Annotated in this window: 14 protein-coding genes and 1 tRNA gene; 2 read left to right on the top strand and 13 right to left on the bottom strand. The window is 57.3% G+C overall.

Annotation, left to right across the window (positions count from 1 at the left end; genetic code table 11):
• Positions 1–25: 25 nt before the first annotated feature.
• The 6 genes from PGH32_RS11245 to PGH32_RS11220 are packed head-to-tail and all read right to left on the bottom strand — an operon-like array spanning position 26 to position 5,397.
• Complete coding sequence (locus PGH32_RS11245) at positions 26–820, bottom strand: amino acid ABC transporter ATP-binding protein (protein ID WP_314420718.1); 795 nt, start codon at positions 818–820, stop codon at positions 26–28.
• Positions 821–822: 2 nt separating this feature from the next.
• Positions 823–1,737 (bottom strand): amino acid ABC transporter permease, encoded by a 915-nt coding sequence (locus PGH32_RS11240; RefSeq protein WP_443112753.1) that lies wholly within the window; start codon positions 1,735–1,737, stop codon positions 823–825.
• Positions 1,724–2,248: a GNAT family N-acetyltransferase gene (locus PGH32_RS11235; protein WP_314420716.1), complete on the bottom strand. Its 525-nt coding sequence runs from the start codon at positions 2,246–2,248 to the stop codon at positions 1,724–1,726. Before PGH32_RS11235 ends, PGH32_RS11240 begins: the two co-directional genes overlap by 14 nt.
• A gap of 10 nt (positions 2,249–2,258) precedes the next feature.
• Positions 2,259–3,200 (bottom strand): ABC transporter substrate-binding protein, encoded by a 942-nt coding sequence (locus tag PGH32_RS11230; protein ID WP_337894068.1) that lies wholly within the window; start codon positions 3,198–3,200, stop codon positions 2,259–2,261.
• 52 nt (positions 3,201–3,252) lie between these two features.
• Positions 3,253–4,383, bottom strand: coding sequence for an amidohydrolase (locus PGH32_RS11225; RefSeq protein ID WP_337894067.1), 1,131 nt, complete (start codon positions 4,381–4,383; stop codon positions 3,253–3,255).
• A gap of 12 nt (positions 4,384–4,395) precedes the next feature.
• Positions 4,396–5,397, bottom strand: a complete 1,002-nt coding sequence (locus PGH32_RS11220) for an LLM class flavin-dependent oxidoreductase (protein WP_314420711.1) — start codon at positions 5,395–5,397, stop codon at positions 4,396–4,398.
• A 202-nt stretch (positions 5,398–5,599) separates the two neighbouring features.
• Here PGH32_RS11220 and PGH32_RS11215 point away from each other — a divergent pair, with 202 nt between their 5' ends.
• On the top strand, positions 5,600–5,770 hold the full coding sequence (locus tag PGH32_RS11215) for a hypothetical protein (protein ID WP_314420710.1): 171 nt from the start codon (positions 5,600–5,602) through the stop codon (positions 5,768–5,770).
• A gap of 1 nt (position 5,771) precedes the next feature.
• Here the strand turns inward: PGH32_RS11215 and PGH32_RS11210 are convergent, their stop codons facing one another.
• The 4 genes from PGH32_RS11210 to malX form a co-directional block, all read right to left on the bottom strand.
• On the bottom strand, positions 5,772–6,503 hold the full coding sequence (locus PGH32_RS11210; protein WP_337894066.1) for a 4'-phosphopantetheinyl transferase family protein: 732 nt from the start codon (positions 6,501–6,503) through the stop codon (positions 5,772–5,774).
• A gap of 75 nt (positions 6,504–6,578) precedes the next feature.
• A complete protein-coding gene (locus tag PGH32_RS11205) occupies positions 6,579–6,785 on the bottom strand; it encodes a hypothetical protein (protein WP_105591312.1) in 207 nt (68 codons plus the stop codon).
• 190 nt (positions 6,786–6,975) lie between these two features.
• Positions 6,976–8,202 carry a MalY/PatB family protein gene (locus PGH32_RS11200; RefSeq protein ID WP_337894065.1) on the bottom strand — a complete coding sequence of 409 codons (1,227 nt, stop codon included), beginning with the start codon at positions 8,200–8,202 and terminating at the stop codon, positions 6,976–6,978.
• Between the two features lie 57 nt (positions 8,203–8,259).
• Entirely contained in the window at positions 8,260–9,876 is a 1,617-nt protein-coding gene (malX, locus tag PGH32_RS11195) for a maltose/glucose-specific PTS transporter subunit IIBC (protein ID WP_337894064.1), read from the bottom strand.
• Between the two features lie 259 nt (positions 9,877–10,135).
• Here malX and malI point away from each other — a divergent pair, with 259 nt between their 5' ends.
• A complete protein-coding gene (gene malI / locus PGH32_RS11190; protein WP_314420702.1) occupies positions 10,136–11,167 on the top strand; it encodes a Mal regulon transcriptional regulator MalI in 1,032 nt (343 codons plus the stop codon).
• 833 nt (positions 11,168–12,000) lie between these two features.
• Here the strand turns inward: malI and PGH32_RS11185 are convergent.
• The 3 genes from PGH32_RS11185 to PGH32_RS11175 all read right to left on the bottom strand — a co-directional run bounded on the left by PGH32_RS11185 (position 12,001) and on the right by PGH32_RS11175 (position 14,163).
• Positions 12,001–12,077 (bottom strand) — tRNA-Pro (locus PGH32_RS11185).
• A 76-nt stretch (positions 12,078–12,153) separates the two neighbouring features.
• Positions 12,154–13,914, bottom strand: a complete 1,761-nt coding sequence (yejM, locus tag PGH32_RS11180; protein ID WP_314420699.1) for an LPS biosynthesis-modulating metalloenzyme YejM — start codon at positions 13,912–13,914, stop codon at positions 12,154–12,156.
• Between the two features lie 21 nt (positions 13,915–13,935).
• Positions 13,936–14,163, bottom strand: a complete 228-nt coding sequence (locus tag PGH32_RS11175) for a YejL family protein (RefSeq protein WP_314420697.1) — start codon at positions 14,161–14,163, stop codon at positions 13,936–13,938.
• Positions 14,164–14,260 lie beyond the last annotated feature (97 nt).

Raw genomic sequence — 14,260 nt, 5'->3', positions numbered from 1 at the left:
TTTATGCGTCAGAGAGAGGAGGGCGTTACAGAACTTTGGCGAGGAAGCGGCTGGTGCGCGGATGCTGGGGATTATTCAGCACCTGGTGAGCGCTGCCCTGTTCAACGATTTTACCGTCCACCATAAACACCACATTATCTGCCACTTCGCGGGCGAAGCCGATCTCGTGGGTAACAACCACCAGCGTGGTGCCGGAACGAGCGAGCTTTTTAATGGTGTCCAGCACTTCGCCAACCAGCTCCGGATCCAGTGCCGAGGTCGGTTCATCAAACAGAATAACCCGAGGGTCGAGCGCCAGCGCGCGGGCGATGGCGATGCGCTGCTGCTGGCCGCCGGAAAGATGGCGCGGCCAGGCGTCCGCCTTGTGGCGCAGCCCCACCGCGTCCAGCAGCTCACCGGCGCGGGCAATCGCCTGCTGCCGGGTTAAGCGTTTATGCACGATCGGCGCTTCAATAATGTTTTCCAGCACCGTCAGATGCGGGAACAGATTGAAGTTCTGGAAAACGTAGCCCACTTCGGTACGCTGCTTGAGGATCGCTTTCTCTTTGAGTTCATACAGCCGGTCACCTTTACGGCGATAGCCAATGTAGTCGCCATCAATGCGGATAAAGCCTTCGTCGACGCGTTCCAGGTGGTTAATGGCCCGCAACAGGGTAGATTTTCCGGAGCCGGAAGGGCCGAGGATCACCGTCACCGAACCCGGCGGCAGCTCCAGCGACACGTTATCCAGCGCCTTGAAGCGGCCAAAGCTTTTACTGACCTGAGTAATTGAAATATGGCCGCGCACCGCGTGGCTGTGCAGATCGAGGGCTTCTGACATCGTTAGCTCCTTAGCGGGGTGATCGCCGCAGTCTGGCGGCGCAGGCGCCAGCGTGGACGCGGACTCGAAGATTCACGGGTGGCACTGCGGGCCAGCCAGCGCTCAACGTAATGCTGAAGAATCGACAGCACGGTGGTGATCAGCAGATACCAGACGGCGGCCACCATCAGCAGCGGGATAACCTGCTGCGTGCGGTTGTAGACCATCTGAATGGTGTAAAACAGCTCGGGCATCGCCAGCACGTACACCATCGCGGTGCCTTTGGCGAGGCTGATGATTTCGTTGAAGCCGGTCGGGATAATCGAGCGCAGCGCCTGCGGCAGGATAATGCGCAGCGTGCGGCGCGAGCCGGGCAGGCCCAGCGCGGCGGCGGCTTCAAACTGCCCCTGATCGACGCCCAGGATGCCGCCGCGAATAATTTCGGCGGTGTAGGCCGACTGCACCAGCGTCAGGCCAATCACGGCGGTGCTGAACTGGCCGAGTACGTCAATGGTCTGGTATTCAGCGAAGGTGAGCGGGGTAAACGGAATACCTATCGACAGCGTGTCGTACAGGTAGGAGAAATTATAAAGAATAATCAGCACCACGATCAGCGGCAGCGAGCGGAACAGCCAGATATAGCCGAAGGCCAGTCCGGAAAGCAGCCACGAGGGCGAAAGGCGCGCCAGCGCCAGCAGGCCGCCGAAGACGATGCTGAGCACGGTGGCGATCAGCGTCAGCAGCAGGGTCTGGCCCAGTCCGCTAAGAATGGCCGGGTGGAAGAACCAGTGGGCGAAGACCTTCCACTCCCAGCGTGGATTAAAGGCCACCGACTGAATCACCACCGCCAGCACAAACAGGGCGATAAACCCGCCCAGCACTCTGAGCGGGTAGCGCGCGGGGACCACGCGCAGGGTTTCCGTTTCATTCAGTTTCATGCGCGGCTCCTGCGGTAACCCGCTGATTCAGGGTTTTGCGGAAGCGCAGGCGACCATCGTGCGGCGGCAGGCTGTACTCTTCCGGATTGCGGGTGATATCAAACTGCGGCTGATAGCCGTGGGAAAGATAGAGCCTCACCGCCTCCGGTTGGCGGAAACCGGTGGTGAGAAACACCCCCTGATACCCCGCCAGCCCGGCGCGCCGCTCCAGTTCCACCAGCACCTGGAGTGCCAGCCCCTGGCGGCGCAGATCGCTGCGCGTCCAGATGCGTTTCAGCTCGGCGGTTTCCGCATCGAGCGCCTTGTAGGCGCCCATGGCAATAATCTCACCGTCGCGCTCCAGCACCACAAACGTACCCCGCGGCGGCAGATACCACTCGGTCAGCTCAACTTCCGCATCGCGGGCGAAGAAATCGCCGTAGCGTGCGCTGTATTCACCGAACAGACCTTCGATAATCGGTGCCAGCTCCGGGGCTTCCGGTGACAGCTGGCGGAACTGTGCTTGGCTCATCACCAACTCCTTAGTCGCCCAGACCCGGCGGGTTGATCTCTGAGCGATCCAGGCGTTCAATGCCTTCGCCCCAGCGGTTCAGCACTTTGTCGTATTCGCCGCTTTTAATCACGCCGTTCAGCGCGGTATTTACCGGCGTCACCAGGCCATTGCCTTTCTTCAGCGTAACCGCGATGTGTGCCGCCTTCGGCCAGCCGCCGTCAACGCTGCCCACCAGTTTAGTCTGGCCTGTCAGCGCGGCTTTCCATGCGCCGATCACGTTTGGACCAAAATAGGCATCCGCACGGCCCGACTGCAGGGACAGTGTCTGCGCGGCGTCATCTTTCACGTAGATTGGAGTAAACGGCTTAAGGCCTTTTTTCTGATTGGCTTCATCCCAGGCCAGCAGGATCGCTTCCTGGTTGGTGCCGGAGCCGACGATAATGCGCAGGCCGGCAATATCTTCCGCTTTTTTCAGCGAGGTGATTTTGCTGGTGGACTTGACGTAAAAGCCCAGCGAATCCTGACGGTAGGTGGCGAAATCAAACTTCTCTTTGCGCTCTTTGGTGACCGTGACGTTGGTGATCGCCGCGTCGTATTTGCCCGAGCTGACGCCCAGCGGCCAGTCCTCCCAGGAGGTCGGTACCACGTTCAGCTCCAGCCCGAGGCTGTCGGCCACCAGGCGTGCGATGTCCACTTCGCTGCCCTGCAGGGTTTTGTTGTCGTCGGAGAACAGCGTCAGCGGCGGGGAGTTCAGCGCGGCCACGGCAACGGTAAATTTACCCGGCACGGCGAAGCGGTGATCTTTGGGGATCTGCGCCACGGCTTCAGGATTCACCGGCGCATGAATCGGTGCGGCGTTGGCTTCCACGCTGATGCCGGTGCCGTTAACGGTGACGGTTTCAGCCCAGGCTCCGCTGGTTAACAGGGCAGTGGCAACGAACAGTCCTGACAGTAATGAGGTTTTAAGCATAATGTTTACTCTTATTATTTGAATGTGCAGGTGGAAACGCGGTTTGCTGTGGCTAACTAATTTCACGCAGCGCGGCTTCTGCCAGCTGGCTGAAATAACGGGCGGCCGGTTCGATCAGGCTTTCATCCGGCTTAAACCCGGGATGATGCAGGCCAAATTCGCTGGCGCTGCCGATACTGACGAAGGTGCCGGGGGTGTTGTGCAGGTAGAATGCGAAATCCTCCCCGCCCATTTGCAGGTCAGCGTGCTGGACGGTGTAACCCGATTCCGCCGCGACCCCTTTACTGAATTCTGCCCAGCGATCGGTATTCACCAGCGCCGGAGGACCGGCATGCCAGTTCAGCTTTGCGGTTGCGCCGAAGCCTTCAGCGATGTTGCTAATCAGCTGCTGGAAGCGCTGCGGTAATGACTCGCGAATGGCGGCGTTGTGGGTACGCACCGTGCCTTCCAGCACCACGGTCTGCGGCAGCACGTTCCAGGTATTGCCACCCTCAATGCGGGTTACGCTGACCACCACCGATTCCAGCGGGCTGTAGCTGCGGCTGACCAGCGTTTGCAGCGCGGTCACGATCTGGCTGGCAATCACAATCGCGTCAATCCCTTCCTGCGGACGGGCAGCGTGTGCGCCTTTCCCGGTGACTTCAAAATCAAAGCGGTCAACGTTGGCATAGAACGGTCCGCCGCGCGTGGCGAAGGTGCCGACCGGCAGCTCCGGGGCGTTGTGCATGCCGAAAATGGCGCTGACATTGTCCAGCGCACCGGCTTTAATCAGCGTTTTTGCGCCGCCAAAGCGCTCTTCCGCCGGCTGAAACAGCAGCCGCACCCGGCCGGGCAGCGTCTTCTCACGCGCTTTCAGCAGCAGGGCCGCACCCAGCATCACCGAAGTATGCACATCGTGACCGCAGGCGTGCATCACGCCGGGATTCTGTGAGCGAAATTCAACCGGCGCGATCTCGTCGATCGGCAGGGCATCGATGTCGGCACGCAGCGCAATCAGCGCGTCGCCCTGACCGATTTCGGCGACTACGCCGGTGTTCAGCCCGTAGGGCTGTGGCTCGATGCCCGCGCTGCGCAGCCAGCCCTGAATACGTTCCGTGGTGGCAAATTCTTCGTTCGACAGCTCGGGGAACTGATGCAGTTCACGTCGCCAGGCGATTAACTGTTGTCCGAGATTCTGACTCATTGTGTGTGCTCCTCAGGCGGCGACCAGGCGATGGCTGGCCAGTAGTTCCAGCGATTTCACCCGCGCCGCGCCGCTGCTGACCGGCGTATCGATAACAAACTCGTCAATGCCGTACTGCTGATGTAGCGTTTCCAGTTCGTCGTGAACCTGTGCGGCCGTGCCTTTAATCACTGCCGCTTCACGCGGTTCAATGCGGTAATGGGTGGCGTTGGCCTGGCGGATAAAGGCTTCCGCCTGGGCAATAGTTCCAACGGTCACGCTCTGGCCGTTTTCCACATGCACGCGGTAGTGCTGCAGATCGGCGGCCAGCAGATCGGCGTCTGCTGCCGACTCGGCCACAATCACCTGTACCGCCACCAGCGCCGACTGACCGCCGCTCAGGCGACGGTAGGTGGCTAACGCCTGCTCCAGCTCCTGACGGTTACCGTTCAGGTGCGCGGCAAACACGAACTGCCAGTTCAGCTCGGCGGCCAGCTGCGCGCTGCCTTCGCTGGCGCCCAGCAGAAAACGCTGAGCCGGGCGAGCAGGGACCGGCGTCGCCAGCAGCGTGTCTTCCGTTTCGGTGTGACCGGCGGCGGCGTTCAGCCAGCCGTCCAGCGCCCGCAGCTGGCTGGCGAAATCGCCTTTCGCTTCGGCGTTAATGCCGTGCTGCAGTGCGCGGGTGGACAGCGGCAGTCCGCCCGGCGCTTTACCCACGCCAAGGTCGACGCGGCCCGGTGCCAGAGAGGCCAGCAGGTTGAAGTTTTCCGCCACTTTATAAGGGCTGTAGTGCTGAAGCATCACGCCGCCGGAACCGACGCGCAGATGGCGGGTATGGGCCAGGATCCAGGCAATCAGCACTTCCGGTGACGGGCTGGCGAGCGCCTGGGTATTGTGGTGTTCGGCCAGCCAGAAACGCTGAAAGCCCCACTCTTCGGCTTTTTGCGCCAGCAGCAACGTCCGTGCCAGCGCCTGGGAAGGGGTTTCACCCTCTGCTACCGGACTTTTGTCCAGCAGGCTCAATTGATAAGCCATGATTAATCCTTAATGAGCTTCAGTTGCTGGCAATTATTGAAGGGAGCTGCGGGGGGAGTAAAACAACAAATCTGGCATATATCATTCATCAGGCGGGATAAGCGGCTATTACCGGCGGCTGGCAAAGGCTGTGCGAAATGGATATTTTGCGGCGGGGATAAAGTCAGGTTTACTAATCTTTCACAACGCAGAGGAGCGATTTATGAAAGGTATATGGCTGCATTTTACCCGCTTTTTCCAGGTACCTGCCGGAATGGCAACGCTGGACAGCTGCCGGGTGGTTGAAGCGATGATCCCGATGGTGGAACTGTATGGGGTGGACCTGCACAATCTGCCGCCGCTGAGCGACCGCAGCCCGCGCGACGGTAACTAAGCTATGCAGATGACGCCTGCAGCCCGATAACCCAGGTTAAAACCGTATCGGGCTGTAGCTTAACTTCCGCAGTAAACTCTCTTCCGGCATAAAACTCCGCAGAAAAGGTCCCGGCCAGCCGCAGCGTTAGCCTGTTGTTTGTATCCCAGCCGACCACCTCCGCCGCGCTGAAATCCATAAAACGCCGCAGTTCGGGCCATATCGCCTTATACAGGCTCTCCTTCGCCGAAAAAACCACCGTCAGCGCGCAGTGAAAAGGCAGCTCAGTCTGTTCAATTAGCGCCTTCTCGGCCGCATTAACAATCAGATGCGCCAACTCCGACGCGTGTTTCTCCGTCATTATCTGCTCGCAGTCGATGCCCGGCAACACCTCACGGCGGTGGGTGAGCAGCGCGCAGATGCGCTGACAGGTGTGGGAGAGCGAGCCGCGAATTCCCGCAGGCCACAGCGGAGCGCGTTCTTCGTCGTTATGCAGAATAAACTGCTCAACGCCCAGCGTGCTCATTGCCTGTTGCAGACAGTAGCGGCTGGCGAGATATTCCGCCCGGCGCTTGTTCACCGCATTTTGCAGTCTGACGGGGACAGGGATGCTCAGCGTGTCGAACAGGGAGTTATTGAAATACGCGGCGTCAAAATGGACATCAAGCAGCAGGATATCGGGATAAGCGGCGAGTGGGCTGAGAACAGAACGGTGAATGAACGGAGGCACTACAGGCAGCTTTACTGAAGACATAGCCACTAACCGGTTGAAAGATGATACGTAATTTAAACAGGTTAGTGGCCAGATATCAAAACCGAACGGACAGACTCAGTGGTTCGGTGGGATGGCGAGATTTTTTATCGATACGACAAAATGCTCGTTACCCTTGGAGATTTTGGCACCACGGGTGCACCAGTGGCTGGCGAGACGGAAAAAGTCATCGCTGCCGATGTCGTAGGCCAGTTCTACTTTGTGGATCCCCGAATGAAGCAGTTCTTCTGCATCTTTGAAATTTGTCGCTTTTACTGTCGGCATGTTAGTCATCCTGTTGTACACAGTGCGATGAAAAGTGTATCCACAGCGTATGATATTTGTGTGACAGTTTTGTTGCACTCAAACGGGTTGCTGACAATATGCGATGTAACCTGCAAAATTTTGCAACGTGCTGTAATTCAGCCGGCGGGCGCGGCTGATGACGTCTGGCATCGCTCTTTCGCCTTAGCTCTCAGGCGTCCGTAATCCCCCCGCGCAGCCCGCGCGGGTTTCCCGAACGGTGCCGTATTAGCGCCTCAAGGCCAGCGATTAATTTTTCCACCCCGGCCTCGACTTTCGACTTCGGGCAGCCGACATTCAGCCGCAGGAAACCATTGCCCTCTGAACCATAGGTATAGCCGGGCATAATCGCGACCTTCTGATGTTCGATCAGTTCGTTTTGCAGCAGGCGATCGTCAATGCCCAGCGGGCGCAGATCGATCCACGCCAGATAGGTTGACTGCGGTGGCTGCCAGTCCAGCTGCGGGAAGGCGTGATTCAGCCGATCGGCCACGTAGCGCAGATTATCCTGCAGATAGTCACGCAGGGCATCAAGCCAGGGCCCGCCGGCGCGATAGGCTGCCACATGGGCATGAACGGCCAGTACCGCCGGGGAAGAGAGTCCGTCGCAGGCTTTCAGCTGATGCAGATAGGCATCGCGAGACGTTTTACTGGCGATCAGACCGTAAGCCCCGGTCAAAGCGGGAATATTGAAGCTCTTGGATCCGGAGGTCAGCAGCGCCCAGTCGCTGCGCGCCACCTCGTTCCACGGCGTATGCCGGTTGTCACCCCAGACCATATCCATATGGATTTCATCGCTTATCACCCGGACGTTGTGACGTTCGCACAGCTCAGCGATCAGCGCAAGTTCCGGCCGCGTCCAGACTTTGCCGGTAGGATTGTGCGGGCTGCACAGCAGCAGCACCGAGCAGGTGGGCTGTTTCAGCAGGCTTTCCAGCAGGGGAGCATCCATGATCCAGTCGTTGCCCTGTTTGACAAGCGGGCAGGGCAGCAGGCGGCGCTGATTGCCGTTCACCGTCTTATAAAACGCGTCATAGGCCGGGGTGAAGGTCACCACGCCGTCGCCGGGCTGGCTCCACAGGCGGATCAGCTGGGCCACCATGTAGATCACCGAAGGGCCGTAGACCACCGTTTCGGCATCGATACGGCTGTGAAAGCGTTGCTGAAACCAGTGGGCAATCGCGCCGAGAAAGTCGTCATGCTGCCAGCGGCTGTAGCCCAGCACGCCGTGCTGCAGGCGCTGCTGCAGTGCCTCCAGAATGCACGGCGCGGTGGGGAAGTCCATATCCGAGATGGTGAACGGCAACAGATCGGCGCTGCCGAAGCGATCGGCGACGTAATCCCACTGGGTGCACCAGGTGCCGTGGCGGTCGGTGACGGTGGAGAAATCAAAAGGCATGCGCTTCACTCCCTGTATAAAGCAGAAAAGGGCGACCGCAGTCGCCCGTCGAAGGTTTTACGATACGGCGAGGGGTTCCGCTGCCGCAGGGCGGGCCGCCGCGCGGATCAGTGCATCCAGCTCGTCTTTCACCGACTGCACCTGCGGGCCAATCACCACCTGCAGGTTGTGTTCATTCAGATGCACCACGCCAATCGCCCGGTTAGCCTTCAGCGTGGCATCGTCCACCAGAGTCATATCCGCCACCGACAGGCGCAGGCGGGTAATGCAGTTATCCAGTGAAACGATGTTCCCCGCGCCGCCTAACGCAGTCAGTATCGCCGGTACGTTATAGCCCGATTTACTGGAGGACGTTACGGCGGCCGCGGCCGGCAGGCTGTCCGATTCGCGGCCCGGGGTTTTAATATTGAAGCGGGTAATCGAGAAGCGGAAGATGGCGTAGTAACCCGCGAACCAGATGGCCGCAACAACCGGCACCAGATACCACTTGGTGGCGGTACCGTGCAGGATACCGAAGACCACGAAGTCAATGATATTACCGTCCGTATTGCCGATGGTCACGCCCAGTACCGACATAATGGTGAAGCCCAGACCGGTCAGGAATGCGTGGATCACGTACAGCGCAGGTGCGACGAACAGGAACAGGAATTCGATCGGTTCGGTGGTGCCACCGACCACGCAGGCCACCACGCCGGAAATCAGCAGGCCTTTAATTTTATGACGGTTTTCCGGTTTAGCGCAGTGGTACATCGCCAGTGCCGCACCCGGCAGGCCACCGAGGAAGGCCGGCATCTTACCCTGCGACAGGAACTGGGTGGCGCTTTCAGAGAAGCCGTGCGTGGTCGGGCAGGAAAGCTGAGCCTGGAAGATGGTCAGCGCGCCGCTGACTTCGCGACCGCAGACATCCAGCGTCCCGCCCGCTTCGGTAAAGCGGATCAGCGCCACCAGAATGTGCTGCAGGCCGAAGGGGAGCAGGAAGCGTTCGCCGGAACCGAAAATCATCGGGCCAAATACGCCCGCACCCTGAATCAGGCGGCCAAGGCCGTTAATCCCGGCGGCGAAGAAAGGCCAGATCAGCGGGATCAACAAGCCGACCAGCCCCAGCACCACGGTGGTGACAATCGGCACGAAACGGGTACCGCCAAAGAACGCCAGCGCATCCGGCAGGCGGATGGTGTTAAAACGTTCATGCAGCCGGTAGACGATAACACCGACGATCACCGCGCCCAGAATGCCGGTATCAATAGACTGAATGCCCAGTATCATCTGGATATTATTGGCCTTGAGAATCGCCGGATCGGTGGTCGGCAGCGTACCGTTGGCGGTCAGGTAGAAGTTGACCGCCAGATTCAGCACGGTGAACCCCACGAAGCCGGAGAAAGCCGCCACGCCTTTGTTCTCACGCGCCATCCCCAGCGGAATGGCAATGGCGAACATCACCGGCAGGAAGCTGAAGGCGAACGAACCGACTTTGCTCATCCAGACAAAAATCAGCTGCAGCACCGGGTTTCCCAGCACCGGCAGCAGGGTGATGACATCGCGGCTGCTCAGCGAGCTGCCAATGCCCAGCATAATGCCGCAAAACGACAGCAGCGCGACCGGCAGCATGAAAGTTTTACCCAGGCTCTGGAAGAACTCCCAGAGTGTGAAACGTTGTTTTTTATGTGCAGGCATACCCGCTCCCCGAATGGTGTTGTTAGGCTCTGTATTGCTGGTGGCTAAGATAAAACGTTTTACCAAACTAATACGTGTTGGATCTCACACTATTTGATCAATCCAGTCATAATGGGGTTTAAGAAGGGTTTAACGTTTTACTAAAATTGATTAGTCAGATATAACTCTCTGACCAGGCTAATTTTTTGCATCCGTGAACGTATAATGGCGGCCGGGAGTGATGCCGTTTCGTGGAGTCCGGTATGAACGATAAAGTCCGATGAGCCAAAAAAAGATCACCATTATTGATGTAGCCCGCCACGCTGGCGTGTCGGTCACCACCGTGTCGCTGGTGCTGGGCGGCAAGGGGCGGATTTCTCAGGCAACGGCTGAGCGGGTTAACCGCGCCGTCGATGAGCTGGGCTTTGTGCGTAATCGCCAGGCCAGTACGCTGCGCGGCGGGGAATCCGGCGTGGTCGGGCTGATTGTCCGCGATATCTGCGAGCCGTTTTACGCCGAAATGACCGCGGGCCTGAGCGAAATGTTTGAAGCGCAGGGCAAGGTGCTGTTCCTGCTGCAAAGCGGGGCGTCGGGGAAAGGGCTGATGCGCTGCTTCGATACGCTGCTGACCCACGGCGTAGACGGCATTGTCATTGCCGGCGGCGAAGGCTCGATGAGCGGCCTGAAGGAAAAAGCGGAAGAGCAGGGCGTGCCGCTGATTTGCGCCACCCGCTCCGGCGGCATTGACGGGGTTGACGTGGTTCGCCCCGATAATATGCAGGCGGCAAAAATAGCCACTGAATACCTTATCCGGCAGGGACACAAGCAGATCGCCTATCTCGGGGGGCTTAGCAATTCACTGACCCGCGCCGAGCGCCTGGGTGGTTTTTGCGCCACGCTGCTGCAGTACGGTCTGCCGTTCCGCACCGAGTGGATTATCGAATGTGATTACCAGCAAAAATGCGCGGCGGATGCCACCGAGGCGCTGCTCTCTCACTATCCCAAAATCAGCGCCATCGTCTGCCATAAATCCTCCGTCGCGCTGGGGGCGTATTTTGGCGTGCTGCGTACCGGTGCTGAAGTCGGCGGCGGGGCGGTTGACAGTTTCTTCCAGCAAAAAATCGCCCTGATTGGGATGGAGGACGCCCCCGAATCCGAACTGACCGAACCCCCGCTAACCTCAATTGCTAACTCCGCCCGTGAAATCGGCCACGCCACGGCGCGGCGCCTGCTGCTGCGCATCGGCGGCCAGAATCTGGAAGTGCAGAACATCATCGTGCCGCCTGCGCTGGTGGAGAGGGCGTCGGCGTGATTCGAGTTGATAAAATCCGCCTTAGCGGGCGGGCTTTATCAATTATCGGGGCGACAGATAAGTAGCCCGATCGTTTTCGTCAAAGACCTATTATGATGTTCCTGAGTTCGATATTAAATTCTAATTCCTGATGCGATAATTCACAATGCGATATTGATTTATTGGTTTTTAAACTTCACGGTCTATTAATTCAAATGCCTGTAAATGTGATGGTGTTCAATTTTTTTAGCAAAAAACTGACCGCTTTAGTTTTTAATTAGATTTTCTGTGGTTATTTTATGTTAAATCATTGATGTGTATGTGTTTTTGTATTATTTAGCTTTCCGTTAAATTTCCTGTAAGTTTAAATTATATGGATGTATCCTTTAGTTGGGGTTGAAATGTAATTTTTTTATAAAGGAATATGAAAATGATGGAGCTAAACATTAGAAAATGAAAAATAAAATATTCAGGGGCATAATATTACTTCTATCCATCCTGATTGTGGCGGCCTTGCTGAATGGGGCGGGGGTATTTGAAAATACCTTTTATGCTGCCCCACGCGAGCTTTCTAATCTGGTGATAACCGTTCTGAGCATGTTCGGTATGGTCAAGATCACCGATGGGATATTTGTGTTCTTTTCCAGAAGATGACGGCGTCAGTGACAATGTGCTGACCTGTACCCTAAAGGCCTCTTTTAACAGAGGCTTTTTACATTCACAAACAGAGCGGATTTCATTCAAACTTAACGATTACACAGGCTTAATTATCAAAGTATTTTCGCCGATGAGATACAGGGCGTGATTCAGGCATAAAAAAACCAGCCGTAAGAGGCTGGTTTTTTTAAGGTATTTGGTCGGCACGAGAGGATTTGAACCTCCGACCCCGGACACCCCATGACCGTGCGCTACCAAGCTGCGCTACGTGCCGATATTTGCAGCATAGTTTACTGAACTGGCCTTCGAATGCAAGTAGCTAACGTCTTGACTGCGTTATATTTATACAGTCAATTAGCAATAAATCGTTTTTCGTCGGTCAGCACCTGAAGCAGCAGCGCCAGCTGCGGCTTGTGGTTTTTCAGTTCCTCGCCCTGCGAATTCCATGCCGTATAGCTGCCGTTGTTATCCAGCAGCAGCGTCTCATCGGCGGTCGTGATGACCAGGCGGTGATGGCTGATACTGCTGGCTACCCAGTTATGGCGGCGCTTAGACGAGAACAAATCTTCACCCTGAGAGTAGTCAGCCAGCGGCGTATTCACGTGCAGGAGACGCTGCATCAGGGTGGCCATAATGTCCTGATGGTCGGTCAGTTTATTCACCGTTTGTGCGGGCGTTTCCGGCCAGTGAACGATCATCGGCACCTGTAACGCCGCGCGATTGCCGGGATTATCATCGCCTTCCAGCACCACGCCGTGCTGCGCGGTGATCACCACCACGGTGTTTTTCAACAGGCCTTTCTGCTCCAGCGTGGTCAGTACGCTCTGTATCTGCCGATCGACATTGGCGGCGGCGCGGCTGTAACGACGCAGACGCTGCTTATCAGATCCCTCTTCACCGCTGGCATCCGTCGTGGTTAACGACAGATAGGAGAACCACGGGCTGCGATCGTTTTTATGCCCGTTCAGCCAGTTCTGCCACTGGCTGGTGGTCTGATCGTTGCTCTGCGCGCGGGCTTCCGGCAGCGAAAAATCAGACAGCAGCGCCTGGCGATACAGCGGTGAGTTAAAGCCGTCGCTGGCGAACAGGCCGAACTGATAGCCCTGCTGGCCCAGCGTACCCACCAGCGTTGAGGCGATGCGCGATGACAGAACGCCGTCCATATAGCTGGGTGAAATCCCGTAAAACAGGCCAAACAGGCCGGTATCGTCCGTCCCGCCCGAGCTGAAGTGCTGGCTGAAGCGCACGTTGCTTTCGCCAAAGCGCGTCAGGTTCGGCAGCAGTTTAGGCATGGTGGCTTCATTCAGCCCGTCCACGGTAATCACCAGCAGATTGTTACGTGTACCCGCGTCGCTGACGGTAATGTCACTCAGCGGATAGGCCACCGACAGCGCTTCAGGATTACCCTGCTGCACCAGGCGGCGCTGGTATTCCTGGGCGTCCAGCAGGCCATATTTTTCCAGGAAGCGGCGCGCCGTCATCGGATAAGAAAGCGGCAGGTTCGAACGCTGCATGGTAATCGGGCGATAGAAGTTGGCATCCGCCCAGATATACAACAGATGGCTGGCGAAGAAGGCGCTGATAAACAGGGCCGCCAGCGGTTTGCCAAAGCTGCGTCGGTTCAGGCTGCGCAGCTTCTGCCAGCTCCAGGTGGCAAACAGCATCTCCACGAGGAAGATAACCGGCACGCTGATAAACATCAGCTGCCAGTCGCGCGCCAGTTCGCTCTGATCGGGGTTAATCACCAGCTCCCAGACCACCGGGTTCAGGTGCAGGTGGAACCGTTCAAAAACGGCCCCATCAACCAGAATCAGCGTCAGGCCCGCGGTGGCAATAATCGCCGACAGAAAGCGCAGCAGCCGCTGCGACATCACCACGAAGGTCAGTGGGAAAACGATCAGCAGATAGGCGGCAAAAACCAGGAAACTGAAGTGTCCGATCCAGCTACTGAACGCATAAATCCGACCGGCCAGCGACGTTGGCCAGTCTGAAACAAACAGGTAGCGGCTACCCAGAATGAACGCGAAAATGATGTTAAACAGGGCGAACCAGTGCCCCCAGCTTATCATCTGGGAGACTTTTTCACGGTAGCGCTGCCGATTTGTTACCATAACGGGATCAGAGTCGTCTCATCAGTGGGCTTTATCATCGCGTACCGACGCCTGAAGCGCTTCGGCAAACGAACGAGCCATGGTCTGGCGCTGCGCGGGGGCAACGCTGGTATTAAGCAGGTTGGTCACCATATTCCCTAAAACCATCAGGGAAAGATCGGTTGGGGTCTGGTTTTTCTCCAGAACCTGGACCATTTCTGCGAGGATTTTTTCCACGCGTTCGTTACTGTATCGGGATGATTGTGCCATAGCGTCTATTTTACTGAGATTTAAAAGGCGCCATTTTAACGTAACAGCAGGTTTTTTTCTGCTTTTTTATCGTCAGCATCAGGTTAATGTTGTTGCT

Origin of the sequence: Erwinia sp. SLM-02 (genome assembly GCF_037450285.1) — a bacterium.
Classification (GTDB): Bacteria; Pseudomonadota; Gammaproteobacteria; order Enterobacterales; family Enterobacteriaceae; genus Erwinia.
This window is presented reverse-complemented; position numbering and strand designations above follow the sequence as displayed.

Coding starts and splice junctions, on each gene's coding strand:
- PGH32_RS11245 (WP_314420718.1), bottom strand. CDS start 820: ATGTCAGAAGCCCTCGATCTGCACAGCCACGCGGTGCGCGGCCATATT.
- PGH32_RS11240 (WP_443112753.1), bottom strand. CDS start 1,737: ATGAAACTGAATGAAACGGAAACCCTGCGCGTGGTCCCCGCGCGCTAC.
- PGH32_RS11235 (WP_314420716.1), bottom strand. CDS start 2,248: ATGAGCCAAGCACAGTTCCGCCAGCTGTCACCGGAAGCCCCGGAGCTG.
- PGH32_RS11230 (WP_337894068.1), bottom strand. CDS start 3,200: ATGCTTAAAACCTCATTACTGTCAGGACTGTTCGTTGCCACTGCCCTG.
- PGH32_RS11225 (WP_337894067.1), bottom strand. CDS start 4,383: ATGAGTCAGAATCTCGGACAACAGTTAATCGCCTGGCGACGTGAACTG.
- PGH32_RS11220 (WP_314420711.1), bottom strand. CDS start 5,397: ATGGCTTATCAATTGAGCCTGCTGGACAAAAGTCCGGTAGCAGAGGGT.
- PGH32_RS11215 (WP_314420710.1), top strand. CDS start 5,600: ATGAAAGGTATATGGCTGCATTTTACCCGCTTTTTCCAGGTACCTGCC.
- PGH32_RS11210 (WP_337894066.1), bottom strand. CDS start 6,503: ATGTCTTCAGTAAAGCTGCCTGTAGTGCCTCCGTTCATTCACCGTTCT.
- PGH32_RS11205 (WP_105591312.1), bottom strand. CDS start 6,785: ATGCCGACAGTAAAAGCGACAAATTTCAAAGATGCAGAAGAACTGCTT.
- PGH32_RS11200 (WP_337894065.1), bottom strand. CDS start 8,202: ATGCCTTTTGATTTCTCCACCGTCACCGACCGCCACGGCACCTGGTGC.
- malX (WP_337894064.1), bottom strand. CDS start 9,876: ATGCCTGCACATAAAAAACAACGTTTCACACTCTGGGAGTTCTTCCAG.
- malI (WP_314420702.1), top strand. CDS start 10,136: ATGAGCCAAAAAAAGATCACCATTATTGATGTAGCCCGCCACGCTGGC.
- yejM (WP_314420699.1), bottom strand. CDS start 13,914: ATGGTAACAAATCGGCAGCGCTACCGTGAAAAAGTCTCCCAGATGATA.
- PGH32_RS11175 (WP_314420697.1), bottom strand. CDS start 14,163: ATGGCACAATCATCCCGATACAGTAACGAACGCGTGGAAAAAATCCTC.